Origin of the sequence: Bacillus sp. TH19 (assembly GCF_016651075.1) — a bacterium.
GTDB classification, from domain to species: Bacteria; Bacillota; Bacilli; order Bacillales; family Bacillaceae_G; genus Bacillus_A; species Bacillus_A mycoides.
Map to the genome: position 1 here is coordinate 873,916 of NZ_JAEKEO010000010.1, position 19,695 is coordinate 893,610.

The window sequence follows — 19,695 nt, forward strand, 5'->3', positions numbered from 1 at the left end:
AGAGATATTTAAAGGAGGGCTTACAGAATGTCTGAACAAAATAAAGCAAAAACATTACCAGATCGCAATGAGATTGAAGAAGCAAGTACATGGCGATTAGAAGATATTTTCCAAACAGATGCAGAATGGGAAAAAGAATTCCAAGCTATTAAAGAGCTATTGCCAAAGTTAACTGAATTTAAAGGGAAGCTTGGCGACTCTGCAGACAATTTGCTTGAGGCATTGCAATATGAAGATGAAATTTCAATGCGATTAGGTAAGCTATATACATATGCACATATGCGTTACGATCAAGATACAACAAACTCTGTGTATCAAGCACTGAATGATCGCGCAACAAATTTATACTCACAAGTATCTAGTAGCACAGCGTATATCGTACCTGAAATTTTATCTATTTCAGAAGATACATTGCAAACATTCTTACAAGAAAATCGAGAACTAAGTGTATATGAGCATGCGTTAGAAGAAATTACACGTCAACGCCCGCACGTATTATCTGAGGCAGAGGAAGCGTTATTAGCAGAAGCATCTGAAGTGATGAGTGCATCAAGTAATACATTCGGTATGTTGAATAATGCGGATTTGAAATTCCCATCTATTAAAGGTGAGGATGGAGAAGAGGTAGAAATAACACATGGCCGTTACATTCAGTTTTTAGAAAGTGATGATCGTCGTGTTCGCGAAGATGCATTCAAAGCTGTATTTGAAACGTATGGAAAATTTAAGAACACATTTGCAAGTACGTTAAGCGGGGCAGTGAAACGTAATAATTTCAATGCACGTATTCGTAAATATGATTCTGCTCGCCAAGCAGCATTAAGCAATAATAATATTCCTGAAGCAGTATACGATCAACTCGTTGAAACAGTAAATGATAACTTACATTTATTACACCGTTACATTGATATTCGTAAGCGTGCACTAGGACTTGATGAGCTTCATATGTACGATTTATATACACCACTTGTACAAGAAGTGAAAATGAATGTGAAGTATGAAGAAGCGCAAGACCTGTTATTAAAATCTTTAAACGTACTTGGTGATGAATATGTTGAAATTTTAAAAGAAGCATATGAAAATCGCTGGGTAGATGTGTACGAGAATAAAGGCAAACGAAGCGGAGCATATTCATCTGGTGCATACGGAACAAATCCGTATATTTTAATGAACTGGCATGATAATGTAAATAATTTATATACACTTGCTCATGAGTTTGGTCATTCGGTGCATAGTTATTACACAAGAAAGACACAGCCACACGTATACGGTGATTATTCAATCTTCGTTGCAGAGGTAGCATCAACTTGTAATGAAGCGCTTCTAAATGATTATTTATTAAAAACGACAGAAGATAAAAAAGAGCGTCTATATTTATTAAATCATTATTTAGAAGGATTCCGTGGTACTGTATTCCGTCAAACAATGTTTGCAGAGTTCGAGCATATCATTCATAAAAAAGTACAAGAAGGACATGCGGTTACGCCAGATATGTTAACGGAGATCTACTACGATTTAAATAAGAAATATTTCGGGGATGCTTTAGTAATCGATAAAGAAATCGGTTTAGAATGGTCTCGTATTCCGCACTTCTATTACAACTATTACGTATATCAATACGCAACAGGATTTAGTGCAGCGACTGCGTTATCTAAACAAATTTTAGAAGAAGGGCAACCAGCAGTAGAACGTTACATTAACGAATTCTTAAAAGCGGGAAGCTCCGATTATCCAATTGAAGTGTTGAAAAAAGCAGGAGTTGATATGGCATCTCCTGAACCAGTGAAAGAGGCACTTCAAGTATTTGAAGAGAAATTAAATGAATTAGAAGCGTTATTATTTGAAGAAAAGTAATGAGAAAAGACGAGGGATTTTATCCTCGTCTTTTTTGTTTGAAAATGTTTTTGTCGATATTTGTCGAAAAAATAAGGAGGATTTCCTTACTTTTTCTAAATTAGAAGGCAGTTTTACAGTTGATTTTTGTAATTAAAATCCTTTAAATCGTTTTCTATAGTTGAAATAAGAGACAGCGATGACGATAACTCCGAATAAAAGAGGGAAGGCAATAATTTTAGGAAAAGCTTGTAGTAGAGAAAGGATGTACAAGAAAAAAGAAACAATGAAAGCTAGAAAAATTAGCGCGATATGAGACTTTTTCATTAATAAAACCTCCTAAATGTTCTTTTTTATAGCTTATTCAAAAATGAAAACGTTTAGAATGTGACAAAAATGTGAAATTCGACAAAAGGGGTTGTCATCTGACGTCGAATCTTGTAATATAATAAGCGTGAACGAATTCACATACAAACATATACCCCTTTGTTTGAACGTGAAAATTTCTCCCATCCCCTTTAATATTTTTATAAGCCGTAAAGAAAAAGACCTGGTGTTTACACCAGGTCTTTTTCTTTTGCTATCCATTTCCAATAACGCTCGCACTTCACTTCAATCATTTGTACTTTTCGTTTTAGTTGTAATTTTTTTAGTTCACGCTCTATTTCTTGCTGAGGGCAGTCATATATAAATGAGATTTCCTTTGAAGAAATAAATTGTGTTGCTTCTAGTAATACTTCTAAAGGAGGTAATGGTTCTGGCTCAATTTCGCATTTTACCAGTTCTTTTAATAGCTGTACGTATACATCATAGGAATAAATCCCTGTGATTTTAATACCTTCCTCATCTGAATTTGCATGAAAAAATAGGAGGGAAGGTATTTCTGTAATATGCATCTCATTTGTGAATTTTAGGTCGCATTGGAAAGCTTTTTTTGCGCTAACTGAGTGTAGGTCTTTTTTAAATTCCTCTACATCAATGCCACTATCTTTAGCACATGTAAGCAATAATTCACAGTCAGGGTTTGATACATTTTCAAGAAAAATGTATTCTTGGAGTTTTCGCAAAAACTTCGAACCTGCTTTTCGGCCTTGCAACTCCGCCGCCTTAATTGCCATCGAAACTAAATACGGTGTTGACGACGCCTCTTGCATATGTACTTTTCCATCACATGAAAAACCTTGTAAACTTGTTGTCTTTTCCCACACAAATCGAATATTAGCAGGTTTATTCCATTTGTGTGAGGAAGCGTTCGCCCCGTCCACTTTTCCTGTTACTATATGACGAATAGAGAAGTATTTCCCATACTCAAGCCATAGTTTAATAATAAATGGCTCGATATCCCAGCAATCTTTACAAAGTGGATCAATAAATAAATATGCTTCTACAGATTTATGCTCGCATGTGGAAGGAGAAGGCATATTTATATGCTTTGCTTCCTGCTTATCCATTACACTTCACCTGTTTCATTTGGAGTATTGACCATATGTTGAGCAGTTAATGCTAAACGTTCAAAAACAAACTCTCTTATATGACCGTGCACTCCTGTATCATCCATTGCTTGCTCCATACATGACAGCCAAGCTTCTGCGCGTTTTGGAGTAATCTCAAACGGAAGATGGCGTGCTCTTAGCATAGGATGCCCATGTTCTTCAGTGTATAAATTAGGACCACCTAAATATTGTGTTAAAAATTGTTTCTGCTTCCTAGCAGTTTCTGTTAAATCATCCGGGAAGATCGGAGATAAGTCAGGGTGTTCACTGACATAGGAATAAAATGTATCCACTAATGTTGCAATGCATTGTTCACCGCCGATTGCTTCAAATGGTGTCATCGGTTGCTTGCTCATCCTTTATAAACCCCTTTTTCCATGAAATGTATATCTATTGTAGCAATGGAATGTTATGAAGAGCAACTAAACAGCCTTCATAACATTCTTTGCTTATTCTATATGTTGCTAATAAATCTTTTACTTTTCAAAAAGGTGAAATGTAGCCGTAAGTACAGCTCTTCTTGACTGATGGAAATTTTACTTTAGCGCTCTTCGTTTTGTTTGGCAAGGAAAAAGCGTTTTACTTTGTTGTTTGTATGACGAACTGGTACGTTATGTTGCTTTAATAACCTTATAAATGCTGCTTTACCGGTCTTTTCATCTTGCACTTCGTATTCAATTTCATAATCATCGTGATTGTAATAGAAACTATGATCAAAGACAAGCGTTCCGCCTTCAAATAATATTTCAGCTCTTTCTGTTGTTAAACTACCCATATAAGTTAAAGCGGAAACGGGAATTTGTAATTTGTGTAGCTGATCCATTACAGTTCCTTGAATGATTGTGTTTGTTTCCATCATAAGTTGTGCTTCTTTTTCTGTTACAGACTGATGAGTTTCTAATAAACCAATTTCAGCAGGTTGTTTTAATGTTAATGTATAAGTTCCATCTTTATGACGAATACGAAGTGCAGAGCCCGTATCTTTTAAAGAGAAGTGAGGCGTTTCAAAGTAATGATTTACTTGTTTTGTAAATGCTTCAATAGAAAAAGATTTGCATAATGTTTGGAATTCTTTCTCTGTAACCATATTTTTAAATTCAATTTCAATTTCTTGTGTCATTGTATGCGCTCCTTTTGAAAAATAATTCTTTCCACATTATCGCTTTTTCGCAAATTTGGTTCAATGTTTTATTTGTTTGCGTCCATGTTATGATACAATAATACTGTTAAGTAAGACAGGAAGTTGAGATGGAGGAGTTCGAGTATGCAAAATAAAATTCAAGTTAAGAGCGTAGAAACGAGAGAGAATGCGCTTATTTTTTGTGCGGAAAATACTGAAATAGAGGTAAAGGAGTTAAGTGCGCGTAATCACGTACTTGTAGACTCAGACAATTTATCATTTTTATATATCTTAGAAAATGAATCATCTTTCATTTATGTAAGTATTCCGCATACATGCTGGGAAGCAGTGCATGAAGCGATGAATAAAGATACAGCGATGTTTATTCGCGTGAATGATGTTGAAATAGAATTAGAAGGATTAAAAGAAGAAGTAGAATATTTAGTTGAAAATATTGAAGGTAATGCAAATTACGGAGAAGAACTAGTAACTGCTGTAGAAAAAGTGTTTCTATAAGCAAATGGATTGATTTTGGTGGTGGTTGAAATGAATCGTAATTGGGAAGAATTTTTAGCACCGTATCACCAAGCGGTGGCGGAGCTGAAAGTGAAACTAAAAGGAATGCGTACTCAATTTGCAATGTTAACGGAGCATTCTCCAATTGAGTTTGTAACAGGAAGGGTAAAGTCGGTTGCAAGTATTATTGATAAAGCGGAGAAGAGAAATGTACCGCTAGACCGAATTAGAGAAGATATGCAGGACATCGCGGGCCTTCGAATGATGTGTCAATTCGTAGATGAGATTAAGCCTGTTGTAGAATATCTTCGAAAACGAAATGATTTTGACATTGTAGAAGAACGTGATTATGTAACGCAAAAGAAAGATAGCGGCTATCGCTCTTACCACGTTGTCATTAGTTATCCTGTTCAAACGATACAGGGGGAGAAAAAAGTGTTAGTTGAAATTCAAATTCGCACGTTAGCAATGAATTTTTGGGCAACGATTGAGCATTCTTTAAATTACAAATATAGTGGACGTTTTCCTGAAGATATTAAAATACGCTTACAACGTGCAGCGGAAGCGGCGTTTTTATTAGATGAAGAAATGTCTTCCATTCGTCTTGAAATTCAAGAAGCGCAAAAGGTCTTTTCACGAAAGCAGGAAACGAAAGATTCTGAATCATAAACTAAAGGGTGTTGGGCGATGAAATTTACAATTATGTCAAAGGGAGATCAATCATCAGATACACTAGCAAGTACGATGAAAGAATACTTGTTAGATTTTGGGTTTACAATGGATGAAAAGGAACCTGATATTGTAATTTCTGTTGGGGGAGATGGAACGCTTTTATATGCATTCCATCGTTACTATAATCGATTAGATGAAACCGCATTTGTTGGTGTACATACAGGGCATTTAGGTTTCTATGCAGATTGGTTACCGACGGAAGTAGAGAAGTTGGTGATTGCAATCGCTAAAACACCGTTCCAAGTGGTTGAATATCCACTTTTAGAAGTGATTATTCGCTATGTGAATGGTAGTAAAGAGTCGCAGTATTTGGCGATGAATGAAGCGACTGTAAAAAGTGCAGAAGGTACATTAGTAACAGAAGTGGAAATACGCGGAGAGTATTTCGAAACGTTTCGCGGAGATGGTCTTTGTATTTCTACTCCTTCAGGAAGTACCGCGTATAATAAGGCGCTTGGCGGAGCAATTATTCACCCTTCTATTGAAGCGATTCAAATTGCAGAAATGGCATCTATCAACAATCGTGTATTTCGTACGGTAGGTTCGCCGCTCGTACTGCCGAAGCATCATACATGCGTTTTAAAGCCGGCTGCAGGAATGAACATGCAAATTACCGTGGATCATTTGACGATGGTTCATCAAGATGTGAAATCAATTCAGTATCGCGTTGCAAACGAGAAAGTACGATTTGTTCGTTTCCGTCCGTTCCCATTCTGGAAACGTGTTCGTGACTCGTTTGTTGCAGATAAATAGAGAGGGTTTATATATTTGAACAGATTTACATTGAAATGGGATATAGGGCTGGCTGAAGAGGGAACTTTAGTTAGAGAATTTTTGAAAACAAAAGGGATTTCGAAAGCTGCTTTAACGGATATAAAGTTCCGCGGGGGAGCAATTGAAGTAAACGGTCAACACACAAGTGTTCGTCACAAGTTACAAGCTGGTGAAGAGTTACAAATCTTTTTTCCAGTGGAGGAAAGAAGTGAAGGGATGGAAGTGGAAGAGATCCCTTTATGTATCGTATATGAAGATGATGCGGTTCTTGTTATAAATAAAGAAGCAAATATGTCGACGATTCCGTCTAGGGAGCACCCGTCAGGAAGTATTGCAAACGCTCTTTTATATCATTATGATAAACAAAATCTTGCAAGTACGGTGCACATTGTGACGAGGTTAGATCGTGATACTTCAGGGCTTATGCTAATTGCGAAAAATAGATTCGTTCACCACCTTTTATCGAAGCAGCATCAACAAAAAGGGGTGAAACGAACGTATGAGGCAATCGTTCATGGGACTATTTTAGAAGAATTAGGAACGATTGACGCGCCAATCGGACGAAAAGCGGATAGTATTATCGAGCGAACTGTCTGTGAAGATGGTCAAAGAGCTGTTACTCATTTTAGAGTGATGGAGAGTTCTTCCGATAAGACGCATGTAGCGCTTGAGCTCGAGACGGGAAGAACACATCAAATTCGTGTACATATGGCATATATAGGACATCCGCTACTTGGGGATGATCTATACGGTGGCCGAAGAGATGTGATAAAACGTCAAGCGCTGCATAGTACATCTTTGACGTTTTATCATCCTATTTTAGAAAAGGGAATGACTTTTACCGTAAGTATCCCAGAGGATATGCAATACGCTTTACATAACAATTAAAAGGGAACAAAATTCTTATCATAAAAAGAATTTTGTTCCCTTTTTTTAGCGGAATAATATTAAAATTTGATTTTCACCAGTACGTTTTATAACGAAAAAGCCACTTTCAGCTTTCGTGGCAATGCCGTCATCATTCGGACGACAATATCCGTGTGTTTCGCAAGTGCCGTCATCACGTACTAACATTTGTCCAATTAATCCGACAGGAAGCCACTCAGTACGGTCTCTTCTTGATATATACTTACAAGCTGGATCCCATTCTGTATTTAAAAGAGGTCGTATTTCTTGCGTATCCGTACGCGTATATTGACGTTTTCCGAAGCTGTCTGTTTTATAGCGTTTTTGCCAACTTAAAGCACCGCTATTTCCTATGAGAGCGGGGGTAGCGCTAGATATTCCTAATATGAATGAATCATTTGAAGTAGCTTTTCGAATTTTTTCTTCGCTACTAAATGTAATGAAATAGCCGATATCAATAGGGCTATGATCTGCTGCCTCAAACATTTGTGCAAAATCAGTACCACCTGCATTGTAAGAAGCACCATCGATATACATTTCTCCGTTATGGGCAAGCCATTTGGCACCTATATTATAATCAGTGTCATTTGTCCCATTTGCGATAAACCAGGAATAAGCTTCTTCTGCTGTACCAAATTTACCCATAATATGGCTGCCTGCAAAATTAGCTGTTGATGTATGATTTCCTTCCGCATGAGATGAGAATCCGTTAGCGATAGTTGCGGTTCCTTCTGCATGTGCTGCTTCGCCCAAAGCAATTGCATGTTTTCCTTCTGCATGAGAATAAGAGCCGCCTGCTGTCGTTTCACTTCCTTCGCTATGCGAACTATGTCCAGTTGCCTTTGTTTTTGTCCCTTCTGCATGAGAAAAGGGACCCGTTGCATGTGTAAGAAGCCCTTCTGCATGTGAAGCGATTCCATCAGCTTTAGAGTGAAGTCCTTCTTTATATGCGTGACGAGCTCCTTTGTTATTTTCTTTTTTTATAGGTGTAGGTACAGGAGCCTGAATAGGGGCGGATCTTTCTATTTGTACATCGTTGCCCGAGATTAATGCTTCTTTTATTTTTTTTACTTGATTTATAATAGTAGCTGGAATTTCTGGTTGTACTTTTTCCTTTATTGCTGCAGGAATGTTTTCTTCTATATTTTCTTGTATCTTTTCCGAATTAAGCACAGGTTCATCATTATTAGAAGCGAGCTTCTTTTTTTGTTTTGCTTTTATTTTCCTGCTATCTATAATTCGCCTCATAACAGCATTTTCTAAAGAGACATATGTTTCTCTCGGTTTGCTTTTTTTTGATGACTCTTGTTCTTCTATTTCTTCTATAGCTGCAGCTCGAATACTGCACCAGTTGTTAATTCCATACATGGGATGGTATAAAGGGTGGAATTTTCTTTTTTGTTTAGAAGATTTTTTCTTCATTCCGTCACCTCCTGCGACAGTATATGCCGTGCAATTAAAAAAAGATGCACTTTATTGCATCTTTTTTTAATTGCTTTATCTAGTTTTAGTGTGGAATATGTCTAGAAAACACCATGATCCTCTGCAAATCGTGAATTGTATTAAGTAGAGGTATTTATCCCGATTGGTGCGGGCTAATAATTAGTGGCGGATGAACAAAACCCCCACTGATTGAAGTTTCACTTTATGAAATTGGGCGGAACTTTTCAGGGACAAAAGGTAGGGAAGAAGGGACAGAAACGGTCTCCAACTCAGGGTAACGTAGTCCAGTTAGTTTACCACCAAATACAGCACCAGTATCAATATTGACTGTATGATTCACAAAGCGAGGTTCATTGACAGGTGTATGTCCATAAACAATCCATGTTTCACCCTTATACTCTTTCGCCCAATCTTGGCGGACAGGTGAGCCGTCAGGGTGTTTTTCGCCTGTAATATCACCATATAATACAAAGGTTTGTACTTTTTTATCTTGTCTTCCTATGTAATCTTGCCGAATACCAGCGTGACAGACGGTTAAATTTTTTTCATCCAGTATATGATATAGCGGTGATTGTTCGTAAAGAGTAATGAATTTTTCTTTTATTATTTGTTGCTTATTAGAAGGCAATGCTTCATATTCTGCAACAGTTGTTTCGAGCCCATGAGCGATTGTAACATTACGTCCAAGGAAGAAACGATACAGTTTATTACAGTGATTCCCTGGAGCATAATAAGCATCTTTTCTATTTATTACGAGCTCCCATACAATTTCAATCATCCGTAATGAATGAGGACCTCGGTCTGTAATATCACCAACGAATGCAAGCCTTCGTTTTGCGTTATGAATTGGGATACCACTATCCCAGCTATACCCTAGTTTCGTTGTTAAATCTTGAAACTCTTGGAAGCATCCGTGAATATCACCTATAATGTCATATTTCATATTTAAACCTCCAGCTCATTTTTTCATTAGTATATCTAAAATGGACATAGAAAAAAACCATACCGTTTTTCGATATGGTTCATTTAAACATAAAGATTTTAGTTCTTGAGCGTACGTTTAAAATAAATCCGATAGCAACCATATATGTGAGCAGTGAACTCCCGCCGTAGCTCATAAGCGGTAACGTTATTCCTGTAATAGGGAGTAAACCAATTGTCATCCCAATATTTTGGAATACTTGGAACGTAAACATTCCAATTGTACCAGCGCAAATATAACTACCGAAAGGTTCATTGCTTTCTAAAGCGATATGGATCATTCGGTAAATGAGTAAGAAAAAAAATGAAATAATAACACTTGCTCCTAGAAAACCGAATTGTTCAGCGATATTTGTAAAAATAAAATCTGTATGTGGCTCTGGAAAATATACTTGTCTATTTTCCCATCCTTTTCCTTGCATCTCTCCTGATCCAGTAGCTAAAAATGCTTGTCTTAATTGATATCCTTGTGCGTCATATTCATAAGGTGCAAGCCAACCATAGAAGCGATTTAATTGATATTCTTTTAGAATGTGCTCTTTAAAGAACTCTGTATGCGTGAAATAAATATATGTTAAGGTAGAGCCTATGGCGAAAATACCGGAGGTTAATCCGAGGATAAAGCGCCAACGTATACCAGAAACTAAAACCATTGTTGCAAGCATCGCTGAAATGACCATTGTGTTTCCTAAATCAGGTTCTTTTGCGATTAGAAGTAGTGGAGGTAAACTAGCTGCAAATATTTTTAAAAGTAAAATGAAATCTTCACGAGTTGTCCGAAAAAGGTATTTTTCATTATGATTCGCTATAATTCGTCCAACGACGATAATCAAAAATAATTTCATAATTTCAGAAGGCTGAAAGTTTCCGATGCCTGGAAGTCTGTACCACGCGGTAGCCCCTTTAATTGTAACGGCGCCAGGAACTTGAAGTTCTAGGCCAATTAGAAGTATGAGTGCAAAGCTATATAAATACCAAGCAATTTGTTTATAGCGATCGAAATCAATAACCATAATAACACCAATGGCGATAAATCCAATGGCATACCATTGGATTTGTTTTAATACAAAATTTACGTTTTGTAAAAATGGTGGTAAAGAAGCTTGTGCACTTGCGATAGCAAAGCAGCTAACAATCCCAATGGCAAATAAAATGAATATTAATATGTAGTCTATTTGATATTGAGTGTTCGGATCTTTCACTGTATGAATTCCTTTCTACTGCTCTCTATATTAGTGGGTTTTAGTTGGTGCATCACATAGTTTAAAAAGAATGTATGAACTATACGCATTATTCACGTAAAGCTCACACATTTTATTTTCGCAGAATAGACTAATGATGTAGTTCTTTTATAATTATGTCCAAACAATGGGAAAGACGTACATGTGCATCTGGAATGAGGTTTGGTAGCTGGCTATAATATTCTAAGGAGCCTTTACACCATTTATAAGCGCTAATTAGACCTAGTCTATAATCTGTATTATCTTGTAAAAATCCGTATTCTTTTGAAGTTATAACGAGGTGCGTAAAATCCTCAGATCCTTCAAGGAGCTTGCTGTGTATTTGTTGCCCAGTATGGTAGCGAAATTGGCTTAAAGGTTCGGATATGTATACTGCGTCTCCTTTAGAAAGTAAGGAAATCCATGATGCCATATCGACACTACAAGAATAGTGCCTTCCTTTTAGCGTGCCGAAAGGTTCAGTGAGTAACTGTTTTCTAAACAGAATAGTTGTAGGCTCACCGATAATGTTATGTCCACCTTTTAACATCCAGTCGCCTAAAAATATTCCGTTTAATTGAATGTCTTCGCTATATAATCTTTGTGTTGGATGAGCATCTCCAATTAAATTCCCGTGATCATCAATACGTACTCGATAAGAAGTTATAAGAGCGAGATTTTTATTTGTGTCTTGCTCAAAATAAGCCATCATTTTTTGTATTTTATGATTATAAAACACATCATCGTCCATTAAAAAATTTATATACTCCCCATTAGATTTCTCTAAGAGCATAAGATCGTTATGAAATTGTCCTAAAGTAGTGGTATTTCGAATGTATGTTATGTTTTTATAATTAGGTAAATACTGTTCATTTATTAAGATTTCTGTTTCATCATTTGTACTATCGTCGCCTATAATAATTTCAATGTTTGGATAAGTTTGTGCTAATGCACTTTCTAGAGCAATTTTGAAATAATGTGGTCGATTATAAGTGGGAATAAGGATGGAAACGAGAGGTGACTTTTTTTTATTATTCATACGAAACTACCTTTCAGAAGCTTTTTTTGTAAGAACGATATCTTGATAACTTGTATATTCATTTCTGCCGCACCATAAACCATAATGCGGTTGATTAATTACCTCTAAGCCATGTTTATTTAATAAGGTGCGGATATCTTCTTCAGGATAGGCAACTGCGAAATTAGGAATATCTTTATTCACAACATAACAATTTTCAATTTGATGATAAAAACCTAATGTACTTAGCCCAGAATTTAAGTAATAGGATGATTCAGGGTTAATGAGAAAGAAGGTAATAAAACATCTCCCATCTTTTTTTAGAACACGTACAATCTCAGATACGTAATGTTCTAATTCTTTCGGAAGGAGATGGGTAAATACAGAAGTTAAAAAAATAAAATCGAATGAATCGTCTTCATATGGAAATTTGTATTGAGAAGCATCTTCTTTTCCTTCTGGGTTGTAGAATTGATTATATATATCAACGTGTTCAAAATGGAAATTGCTACGGGCAGTTGAAATATTATTTTTGCACCATGTAATGCCATCTTTAAATAAATCAAATCCATAATAAGCTCCATCATCACCTAAGTAATTCATTAATGGAACCGCCATTCGACCGACACCACAACCTACATCTAACACTGTTTCATTGGATTTTAAACTACCAATTTGAATAAAATGCTTTATGAATTCTTTTCCAACCTTTTGAAAGTCGCCACCTACATATTGGACGAGTTCGGGAGGTGGGATTAATGCGATTTTTTTTTCAAGCTCGCTCATAATTTCACTCCTTCCTTGTAGTAAATAGGGAACCAACATTTTTAACATGCAGCTAACATTTTATAGTGGGAGGGGAAACGATATTAGAACTGTTGCGATATGTAAAAAGCTCCCTAGAACAACTGGAAATAGTAATGGGAGCTTTTGTTTTTATTTATCATGCTATTGGCGAAGGCTAATAATTAGTGTGAGATGGAGAAACCCTAACTGAATAAAGTTTCGCCCTATTCTTTTCGCCAATAAACCCCGAATACATCAATTTTAGTAATAGGAGCTTTTAAGTTTCTTTGATTTCTAAAGTCTGTCACGGCCTCTGCACAAGCTGGTAGTCCATAGTCATCAATAATAATATAGCCGCCCTTAGAAACTTTATCGTATAAGTTCGCGAGACCATCCATTGTGGATTCGTACATATCACCGTCAAGGCGTGCAATTGCAATTTTTTCTATTGGTGCTGTTGGTAAAGTATCTTTAAACCAGCCTTTTAAAAATTTTACTTGATCATTTAATAAATCATATTTTCTAAAATTCTCTTGTACTTGTTCTAAAGAAACGCGTAAGTAATCGAAAGAGTGTAAATAATCTCCGTAATCTTTCGGATAGTGTTCTAAATTCGGTGTTGGCAAACCTTCAAATGAATCTGCAACCCACACATTACGATCAGTAATGTTATTTGCCTGTAAAAAACCATTCATAAAAATGCACGATCCCCCGCGCCACACACCTGTTTCAATAAAATCACCTTCTATATTTTCACGGACAACTGTTTCCAGTGCTTCATGTAATTGATTCATTCGTTCCCGGCCGATCATACTGTGTGCTGCTCTGGGCCAATCCATCCCATCTTGACGTTCACTTTTTAAAACATCTGGTTTCACAATTTTCAAGTTATGGTTTTCAGCATATTGCTTAATGAATAAAGGAAGTGGTACGGTAACTGGTTCATATGGGAGTTCCTTAGAAATATGTAATGAAGCAGGTAAGTATGGCTCATACTCTAGCCATATTTCAAATAAAATTGTTTTCTTTAACAACTCGAGATAAAGCTGAACAGCAAATTTATTTTCCATATTTGTGCCTCCTGCAAAATGTCATACAACAATATGATTATGTAGATAGTGAAAGTTTCATGCTTGAATTCATAATTGAAAAAGCAGTAAAACTGATATCAGTTTTACTGCTAAGTAAAAAAATTAAGCGATTTTTTCAATAATAATGGATGCACTTGTACCAAGAGCTAGAGATAATCCAAGTCCTGTAACGACAGCTTCAACCATTGATGGCGTTATTGTAATTTGTGTAATTGCCTGGATAACGAGAGGCGCTCCAAGTGAGATTAAACTTGTTCCAGCGCCAGGTATATTAACGCCGTTCACTTGAATTGCAAGGCTACCTAATATACTTACTGCTGCAGTATATGCGATAACAGTAATTTTATAGAATCCAGTTTCACTTATGATGAAAGTATCAGCGTCTAATTGAGAAATTGCTGTACCAAACTGAGATCCAACCGTGTTAAACGGTACAGGATCATTAATTCCAAGAGCTAAAGAAATTGTAGCAGAGTTAAATGCATACAATCCTGCTGGAAGTCCTAATCCAGATGGCCCAGTAGGCCCAGTCGGTCCAGTAGGCCCAGTCGCACCAGTTGCACCAGTGTCTCCAGTAGGCCCAGTAGGTCCAGTTGCGCCAGTGTCTCCAGTAGGCCCGGTAGGTCCAGTTGCGCCAGTGTCTCCAGTAGGCCCAGTAGGTCCAGTTGCACCAGTGTCTCCAGTCGGCCCAGTTGCGCCAGTGTCTCCAGTCGCGCCAGTTGTACCAGTGTCTCCAGTAGGCCCAGTAGGCCCAGTCGGTCCAGTAGGTCCAGTAGGTCCAGTAGGTCCAGTAGGTCCAGTAGGCCCAGTTGGCCCAGTAGGTACGGTAGGTCCAGTAGGCCCAGTAGGTCCAGTAGGCCCGGTTGGAAGTGTAAACGGTGGTATTGGTGGTAAAGTTGGACCTACAAGATTAGGATCAAATGCACTAGCTGATAAGAATTCATCAGGATTTAAGCCATCTGAATAATTATTATTTGACATAAATTCACCTCCATAAAGCTTTCATTATATAGTAGATGCAAAATCACAAGAAAATGACACGGACATTTGAATTATTAAAAAGAAATCTTAAATAGCTTGAACAAGTTAAAAAAATGGAAAGTTTATTGTATGTATAACATATGATTGAGTTGGAAGAGGGTGATTGTGTTGAACAAGCAAGGAATTACAATTAGTCTATGTATGATTGTTCGCGATGAGGAAAATACAATAGATCGATGTTTGGACGCGGTAGAAAAAATTGTTGATGAAATTATTGTAGTTGATACAGGATCCACTGATCGAACGAAGGAAATTGTAGCAAAATACACTTCTAACATACACGATTTTCCGTGGATTGATGACTTTGCGGCAGCTAGAAATTTTGCGTTTTCAAAAGCAACGCAAGAATATATATTATGGTTAGATGCTGATGATGTGTTATTAGAGGAAGCTCAAGAATCACTGAAAACATTAAAACGAGAGTTAGATGGTAAAGTTGACGCTGTTTCTATGCCTTATTATCTTGTAATGGATTCTAATGGGAAACCTTTATATTGCACAAGAAGATATCGACTTGTAAAGCGTGAAAAACAATTTCAATGGTTTGGAAAGGTGCATGAGTATTTAGCTGTTTCTGGTGAGATTTACAATAGTAATGTCGCCATTACACATAAGAAAGAAAAAGAAATAACGAATCGTAATTTGAAAATTTTTCAAAATGCTGTAGCAGCTGGAGAAGAATTAAGCCCGAGAGATTTATTTTATTACGGTAATGAATCTATGGATAATCAAAAATACGACGATGCGGTTCTTCTGTATGAAACATTTCTTAATCAAGAGGAAGGATGGCATGAAGAGAAAATTTATGCATGTGGTAAGTTAGGAGATTGTTATGCGAAGTTAGGAAACTGGGAGAAGGCAGTTGAAACTTGTACGAAGTCGTTTCGTTATGGTATTCCTAGAGGAGAGAATTGTACAAGAATAGGATATATATATATGGAACAACAAAAGTATAATGAAGCGGTATTTTGGTTTAAGCTAGCAACTGAAGTGCCGCTAGCAGAGGATAGTCCTTTTCACAGTCCGGCTAGTTATACGTGGATTCCATATTTACAAATGTGTATTTGTTATAGCAGATTAGGAGATCAAGATAAAGCTTATTATTATAATGAATTGGCAGCTTCTTATGTTCCGAATAATGCTGCGATTGAATATAACCGTAAATATTTTAGAGGCATCTATGATAAACAATATAAAATGTAAGTTGTTCTATTTTTAGGAAATGACTTGTCGCTATTCTAATGATAGTAGAATGGCTATATATTAGATTATCGGTAATGTAACCAATAGAGATGGCATCCTTTGTAGAATATCTTTTGTTTATATTTCAAATTCAATTTGCATAAGGAGTGTGTGAAATGAATCGGGAGAAAAGTTCTTTATACGAAGAAAAATCTGAACATTATTATAATGCGATAAATCCTAATTTATTCAAGCATATAAAAAAGGAATGGCAAGAAGTTCTTGATATTGGTTGCTCGAGCGGTGCATTAGGAGCGGCTATAAAAGAAAATGGAGCACGTGTATCAGGAATTGAGGCGTTCCCAGAGGCTGCCGAAAAGGCGAAAGAAAAACTAGATCATGTTATTTTAGGTGATATAGAAACAATGGATCTTCCTTATGAGAAGGAACAATTTGATTGTGTCATATTCGGGGATGTATTAGAGCATTTATTTGATCCGTGGGCTGTTATAAAGAAAGTAAAGCCATATATAAAAGAAAATGGTGTGATTTTAGCTAGCATACCAAACGTTGCGCACATTTCAGTATTAGCTCCCTTACTCGCTGGAAATTGGACGTATACAGAATATGGATTATTAGATAAAACGCATATTCGTTTCTTTACTTTTAATGAAATGCTAAGAATGTTTTTAAAAGCAGGATATTCTATTAGTAAAGTAGATCGTGTATATGTTGATCATAAAATATATGAGCCACTTATTGAAGAGTTATATGGAATTTGTAAAAAGTATCGTCTTGGAAGTGGCTTCATGGCTGAGACAGTTGTATTTCAATATATTATTGAAGCAGAAAAATCACAATTATGAGTGCTGCAGAAAAAACAATACTATTTGTTACATGTATAAATGATCGGAAATTGTATGCACAATGTGCGCGACATATATTGAAATTGGCAGTACCTCCTGGGTATACTATACAATTTATGCCGATTCGAAATGCAAAAAGTATGACGAGCGGATACAATCAAGCCATTTCACATCCAGCGAAGTATAAAGTGTATTTACACCAAGATGTCTTTATTATAAATGGAGCCTTTCTATACGGATTAATTCAATTATTTGAGGAGCATGAACATCTTGGGATGATTGGGATGGTTGGATCCCAATATGTTCCTCCAAATGGTGTATGGAACGAAGGGCGTGGGATTGTCGGGAAAGTCATTGGTTATATGAACGATTTGTTTTATATGGCAAGTTTAGAGCAACCATTTCATGAATCGAAAACATTTATTCCTGTGGAATGTATTGACGGTTTATTGATGGCGACACAATATGATATTCCGTGGCGAGAGGACTTATTTGATGGGTTTGATTTTTATGATGTATCCCAATCTTTTGAATTTAAAAAAGCTGGGTATACAGTCGGTGTCCCTGTGCAGCGTGATGCTTGGTGTATTCATTATCATTTTGATGTAAATATGACGAACTATGAAAAGTATAGAAAAGTATTTGTAGAGAACTATATGTCAGATGTGAATAAGGAAGAATAGAGGGCTACAAAATGAAAGATCATACAATATTAGTCGTTGTTTGTGTAAATAATGAAGAGCTTTTCGAGCAATGCGAAAGGCAAATAAGAAACATTGTTGTTCCCACTGGCTATGTAGTGCAAATTTTTCCGATACGAGATGCGAAAAGTATGGCAAGTGCGTACAATCGAGCACTTTCATATCCGGCGAAATATAAAGTATATATACATCAAGATACTTACCTAATTAATCGTGATATGTTTTGTACCCTCATTTCTCTTTTTAAAGAAAATGAAAAGCTTGGTTTAATTGGAGTAGCTGGTGCTCAGTTTTTACCGAATAACGGGATATGGTGGGAAGGGAAAAATTTAGTAGGGAAAGTGATTGAGCATAGAAGACGGAATTATCAATTATTAAATTTAGATCAGGGGTTTTATGGAAATCAATCTTTTATGTCAGTGCAAGCAATCGATGGTTTACTCATGGCAACGCAGTATGATATTCCGTGGCGAGAGGATTTGTTTCAAGGATTCCATTTCTATGATGTGTCACAGTCTTTAGAATTTCAAAAGGCTGGATATTTAATTGGTATCCCTAATCAAGCAAATCTATGGTGTATTCATTACAACGGAGATGAGTTTGATGCGGATACATATGAGAAATACCGGGAAATTTTTGTGGAACATTATAAAGAGGTGCTATCTCCATCATAAGGGAGAGATGAAGGATGAAAGGGATTATTTTAGCAGGCGGGACAGGATCGAGATTATATCCAATAACGAAAGTAACGAATAAACATTTACTTCCCGTTGGGCGGTATCCGATGATTTATCATGCGGTATATAAGCTGAAGCGATGTGAAATTACAGATATTATGATTATTACAGGTAAAGAGCATATGGGAGATGTTGTGAGCTTTCTAGGAAGTGGTCAAGAGTTTGGTGTATCCTTTACGTATCGTGTGCAGGATAAGGCGGGTGGGATTGCGCAGGCGCTAGGACTTTGTGAAGATTTCGTAGGAAATGATCGGATGGTAGTTATATTAGGAGATAATATCTTTTCAGATGATATTTGCCCGTATGTTGAAGAGTTTGCAAGTCAAAAAGAAGGGGCTAAAGTGCTGCTTCAATCTGTAGAAGATCCCGAGCGATTTGGTGTAGCGCATATTAAAGGCCGAAAAATAATTGAAATTGAAGAAAAGCCGAATGAGCCGAAAAGTTCTTATGCTGTTACGGGAATTTATTTGTATGATTCGAAAGTCTTTTCTTATATAAAAGAATTAAAACCTTCCGCAAGAGGGGAACTTGAAATTACAGATATAAATAATTGGTATTTAAAACGAGGAGTACTTACTTATAATGAAATGAGTGGCTGGTGGACTGATGCGGGAACGCATGCTTCTCTTCAAAGAGCGAATACGTTAGCGCGGGATATAAACTTTGGGAAACAGTTTAATGGAGAATAGGTGAAAATATGAAAGTTGTAGAAACAAATTTTACCGATGCGAAATTGTTAGAACCGAGATTGTTTGAAGACGAGCGAGGTTTTTTTACTGAAAGTTATAATAAGAAGATGCTAGAATCGTTAGGGATTACGCATTCATTTCTGCAAGATAACGTATCTTATTCAGCGCATTCGGGGACGATTCGAGGGCTACACTTTCAAAAAAATCCGAAAGCACAAACGAAACTCATTCAAGTTATGCAAGGTGCAATATATGATGTTATCGTTGATTTGCGAAAAGATTCACCTACATTTAAAAAGTGGAGAGGTTATATTTTAAGTGCGGATAATCATAGGCAATTATTAGTGCCGAAAGGATTTGCTCATGGTTTTTGTACACTTGTACCCCATACAATTGTTATGTATAAAGTAGATGAGTATTATAGTGCTGATCACGATTCCGGTTTGCTTTGGGAAGATAAAGAATTATCAATTCCATGGCCGGTAACAAATCCTATCTTGTCCGATAAGGATCGAATATTACCATTACTTCAGGAATATGAAGATAGTTTTTAAGTAGGAGAGTTG

At 36.5% G+C, this 19,695-nt stretch carries 22 protein-coding genes; 11 read left to right on the forward strand and 11 right to left on the reverse strand.

Annotated features, from left to right (window positions below):
• Positions 1 to 27 precede the first annotated feature (27 nt).
• Positions 28 to 1,854 (forward strand): oligoendopeptidase F, encoded by a 1,827-nt coding sequence (gene pepF / locus JFU54_RS22170; protein WP_002134970.1) that lies wholly within the window; start codon positions 28 to 30, stop codon positions 1,852 to 1,854.
• Positions 1,855 to 1,986: 132 nt separating this feature from the next.
• Here pepF and JFU54_RS22175 read toward each other — a convergent pair whose 3' ends face one another.
• The 4 genes from JFU54_RS22175 to JFU54_RS22190 all read right to left on the reverse strand — a co-directional run bounded on the left by JFU54_RS22175 (position 1,987) and on the right by JFU54_RS22190 (position 4,446).
• On the reverse strand, positions 1,987 to 2,160 hold the full coding sequence (locus JFU54_RS22175) for a hypothetical protein (protein WP_002086970.1): 174 nt from the start codon (positions 2,158 to 2,160) through the stop codon (positions 1,987 to 1,989).
• Positions 2,161 to 2,390: 230 nt separating this feature from the next.
• Complete coding sequence (locus JFU54_RS22180; protein ID WP_002011359.1) at positions 2,391 to 3,284, reverse strand: ClpXP adapter SpxH family protein; 894 nt, start codon at positions 3,282 to 3,284, stop codon at positions 2,391 to 2,393.
• Positions 3,284 to 3,682 (reverse strand): globin domain-containing protein, encoded by a 399-nt coding sequence (locus tag JFU54_RS22185; RefSeq protein ID WP_000043388.1) that lies wholly within the window; start codon positions 3,680 to 3,682, stop codon positions 3,284 to 3,286. Before JFU54_RS22185 ends, JFU54_RS22180 begins: the two co-directional genes overlap by 1 nt.
• Positions 3,683 to 3,867: 185 nt before the next feature.
• The gene (locus JFU54_RS22190; protein ID WP_088038881.1) at positions 3,868 to 4,446 is read right to left on the reverse strand and encodes a CYTH domain-containing protein; all 579 of its coding nucleotides are present in this window, start codon (positions 4,444 to 4,446) and stop codon (positions 3,868 to 3,870) included.
• Between the two features lie 144 nt (positions 4,447 to 4,590).
• Here JFU54_RS22190 and JFU54_RS22195 point away from each other — a divergent pair, with 144 nt between their 5' ends.
• From JFU54_RS22195 to JFU54_RS22210, 4 genes are read left to right on the forward strand one after another with little or no spacing between them, the layout of a single operon-like run.
• A complete protein-coding gene (locus JFU54_RS22195; RefSeq protein WP_002030390.1) occupies positions 4,591 to 4,962 on the forward strand; it encodes a UPF0738 family protein in 372 nt (123 codons plus the stop codon).
• 30 nt (positions 4,963 to 4,992) lie between these two features.
• The gene (yjbM, locus tag JFU54_RS22200) at positions 4,993 to 5,631 is read left to right on the forward strand and encodes a GTP diphosphokinase (protein WP_002125951.1); all 639 of its coding nucleotides are present in this window, start codon (positions 4,993 to 4,995) and stop codon (positions 5,629 to 5,631) included.
• An 18-nt stretch (positions 5,632 to 5,649) separates the two neighbouring features.
• Positions 5,650 to 6,447: an NAD kinase gene (locus JFU54_RS22205; RefSeq protein ID WP_002011365.1), complete on the forward strand. Its 798-nt coding sequence runs from the start codon at positions 5,650 to 5,652 to the stop codon at positions 6,445 to 6,447.
• A 15-nt stretch (positions 6,448 to 6,462) separates the two neighbouring features.
• Positions 6,463 to 7,356 (forward strand): RluA family pseudouridine synthase, encoded by an 894-nt coding sequence (locus JFU54_RS22210; protein ID WP_088038883.1) that lies wholly within the window; start codon positions 6,463 to 6,465, stop codon positions 7,354 to 7,356.
• A 45-nt stretch (positions 7,357 to 7,401) separates the two neighbouring features.
• On the opposite strand, the gene JFU54_RS22215 is transcribed toward JFU54_RS22210, so the two are convergent.
• The 7 genes from JFU54_RS22215 to JFU54_RS22245 all read right to left on the reverse strand — a co-directional run bounded on the left by JFU54_RS22215 (position 7,402) and on the right by JFU54_RS22245 (position 14,894).
• The gene (locus tag JFU54_RS22215) at positions 7,402 to 8,796 is read right to left on the reverse strand and encodes a peptidase G2 autoproteolytic cleavage domain-containing protein (RefSeq protein WP_002140844.1); all 1,395 of its coding nucleotides are present in this window, start codon (positions 8,794 to 8,796) and stop codon (positions 7,402 to 7,404) included.
• A 223-nt stretch (positions 8,797 to 9,019) separates the two neighbouring features.
• A complete protein-coding gene (gene prpE / locus JFU54_RS22220; RefSeq protein WP_002086958.1) occupies positions 9,020 to 9,760 on the reverse strand; it encodes a bis(5'-nucleosyl)-tetraphosphatase PrpE in 741 nt (246 codons plus the stop codon).
• Between the two features lie 79 nt (positions 9,761 to 9,839).
• The gene (locus JFU54_RS22225) at positions 9,840 to 11,000 is read right to left on the reverse strand and encodes an FtsW/RodA/SpoVE family cell cycle protein (RefSeq protein ID WP_002030401.1); all 1,161 of its coding nucleotides are present in this window, start codon (positions 10,998 to 11,000) and stop codon (positions 9,840 to 9,842) included.
• Between the two features lie 130 nt (positions 11,001 to 11,130).
• Positions 11,131 to 12,057 (reverse strand): glycosyltransferase family 2 protein, encoded by a 927-nt coding sequence (locus tag JFU54_RS22230; RefSeq protein ID WP_002030400.1) that lies wholly within the window; start codon positions 12,055 to 12,057, stop codon positions 11,131 to 11,133.
• A gap of 6 nt (positions 12,058 to 12,063) precedes the next feature.
• The gene (locus JFU54_RS22235; RefSeq protein WP_088038889.1) at positions 12,064 to 12,822 is read right to left on the reverse strand and encodes a class I SAM-dependent methyltransferase; all 759 of its coding nucleotides are present in this window, start codon (positions 12,820 to 12,822) and stop codon (positions 12,064 to 12,066) included.
• A gap of 224 nt (positions 12,823 to 13,046) precedes the next feature.
• Positions 13,047 to 13,892: a TylF/MycF family methyltransferase gene (locus JFU54_RS22240; protein WP_088038891.1), complete on the reverse strand. Its 846-nt coding sequence runs from the start codon at positions 13,890 to 13,892 to the stop codon at positions 13,047 to 13,049.
• Between the two features lie 123 nt (positions 13,893 to 14,015).
• A complete protein-coding gene (locus JFU54_RS22245; RefSeq protein WP_201066414.1) occupies positions 14,016 to 14,894 on the reverse strand; it encodes a BclA C-terminal domain-containing protein in 879 nt (292 codons plus the stop codon).
• Positions 14,895 to 15,059: 165 nt separating this feature from the next.
• On the opposite strand from JFU54_RS22245, the gene JFU54_RS22250 reads away from it, so the two are divergent.
• From JFU54_RS22250 to rfbC, 6 genes are all read left to right on the forward strand, one after another.
• Entirely contained in the window at positions 15,060 to 16,157 is a 1,098-nt protein-coding gene (locus tag JFU54_RS22250) for a tetratricopeptide repeat-containing glycosyltransferase family 2 protein (RefSeq protein ID WP_201066416.1), read from the forward strand.
• Between the two features lie 155 nt (positions 16,158 to 16,312).
• Positions 16,313 to 17,002: a class I SAM-dependent methyltransferase gene (locus JFU54_RS22255; RefSeq protein WP_002125965.1), complete on the forward strand. Its 690-nt coding sequence runs from the start codon at positions 16,313 to 16,315 to the stop codon at positions 17,000 to 17,002.
• The gene (locus tag JFU54_RS22260) at positions 16,999 to 17,685 is read left to right on the forward strand and encodes a glycosyltransferase family protein (protein ID WP_002140852.1); all 687 of its coding nucleotides are present in this window, start codon (positions 16,999 to 17,001) and stop codon (positions 17,683 to 17,685) included. Before JFU54_RS22255 ends, JFU54_RS22260 begins: the two co-directional genes overlap by 4 nt.
• 11 nt (positions 17,686 to 17,696) lie before the next feature.
• The gene (locus tag JFU54_RS22265) at positions 17,697 to 18,377 is read left to right on the forward strand and encodes a glycosyltransferase family protein (protein WP_201066418.1); all 681 of its coding nucleotides are present in this window, start codon (positions 17,697 to 17,699) and stop codon (positions 18,375 to 18,377) included.
• Between the two features lie 14 nt (positions 18,378 to 18,391).
• Positions 18,392 to 19,129: a sugar phosphate nucleotidyltransferase gene (locus JFU54_RS22270; protein ID WP_201066420.1), complete on the forward strand. Its 738-nt coding sequence runs from the start codon at positions 18,392 to 18,394 to the stop codon at positions 19,127 to 19,129.
• An 8-nt stretch (positions 19,130 to 19,137) separates the two neighbouring features.
• A complete protein-coding gene (rfbC, locus tag JFU54_RS22275; RefSeq protein ID WP_002011381.1) occupies positions 19,138 to 19,683 on the forward strand; it encodes a dTDP-4-dehydrorhamnose 3,5-epimerase in 546 nt (181 codons plus the stop codon).
• Positions 19,684 to 19,695 lie beyond the last annotated feature (12 nt).

Bases quoted from the DNA above. Each gene is read 5' to 3' on its own strand.
- JFU54_RS22190 (WP_088038881.1), bottom strand. From the start codon at position 4,446: ATGACACAAGAAATTGAAATTGAATTTAAAAATATGGTTACAGAGAAA.
- prpE (WP_002086958.1), bottom strand. From the start codon at position 9,760: ATGAAATATGACATTATAGGTGATATTCACGGATGCTTCCAAGAGTTT.
- JFU54_RS22235 (WP_088038889.1), bottom strand. From the start codon at position 12,822: ATGAGCGAGCTTGAAAAAAAAATCGCATTAATCCCACCTCCCGAACTC.
- JFU54_RS22265 (WP_201066418.1), top strand. From the start codon at position 17,697: ATGAAAGATCATACAATATTAGTCGTTGTTTGTGTAAATAATGAAGAG.
- JFU54_RS22205 (WP_002011365.1), top strand. From the start codon at position 5,650: ATGAAATTTACAATTATGTCAAAGGGAGATCAATCATCAGATACACTA.
- JFU54_RS22270 (WP_201066420.1), top strand. From the start codon at position 18,392: ATGAAAGGGATTATTTTAGCAGGCGGGACAGGATCGAGATTATATCCA.
- JFU54_RS22230 (WP_002030400.1), bottom strand. From the start codon at position 12,057: ATGAATAATAAAAAAAAGTCACCTCTCGTTTCCATCCTTATTCCCACT.
- JFU54_RS22245 (WP_201066414.1), bottom strand. From the start codon at position 14,894: ATGTCAAATAATAATTATTCAGATGGCTTAAATCCTGATGAATTCTTA.
- JFU54_RS22180 (WP_002011359.1), bottom strand. From the start codon at position 3,284: ATGGATAAGCAGGAAGCAAAGCATATAAATATGCCTTCTCCTTCCACA.
- JFU54_RS22195 (WP_002030390.1), top strand. From the start codon at position 4,591: ATGCAAAATAAAATTCAAGTTAAGAGCGTAGAAACGAGAGAGAATGCG.
- rfbC (WP_002011381.1), top strand. From the start codon at position 19,138: ATGAAAGTTGTAGAAACAAATTTTACCGATGCGAAATTGTTAGAACCG.
- pepF (WP_002134970.1), top strand. From the start codon at position 28: ATGTCTGAACAAAATAAAGCAAAAACATTACCAGATCGCAATGAGATT.
- JFU54_RS22215 (WP_002140844.1), bottom strand. From the start codon at position 8,796: ATGAAGAAAAAATCTTCTAAACAAAAAAGAAAATTCCACCCTTTATAC.
- yjbM (WP_002125951.1), top strand. From the start codon at position 4,993: ATGAATCGTAATTGGGAAGAATTTTTAGCACCGTATCACCAAGCGGTG.
- JFU54_RS22185 (WP_000043388.1), bottom strand. From the start codon at position 3,682: ATGAGCAAGCAACCGATGACACCATTTGAAGCAATCGGCGGTGAACAA.
- JFU54_RS22175 (WP_002086970.1), bottom strand. From the start codon at position 2,160: ATGAAAAAGTCTCATATCGCGCTAATTTTTCTAGCTTTCATTGTTTCT.
- JFU54_RS22255 (WP_002125965.1), top strand. From the start codon at position 16,313: ATGAATCGGGAGAAAAGTTCTTTATACGAAGAAAAATCTGAACATTAT.
- JFU54_RS22260 (WP_002140852.1), top strand. From the start codon at position 16,999: ATGAGTGCTGCAGAAAAAACAATACTATTTGTTACATGTATAAATGAT.
- JFU54_RS22240 (WP_088038891.1), bottom strand. From the start codon at position 13,892: ATGGAAAATAAATTTGCTGTTCAGCTTTATCTCGAGTTGTTAAAGAAA.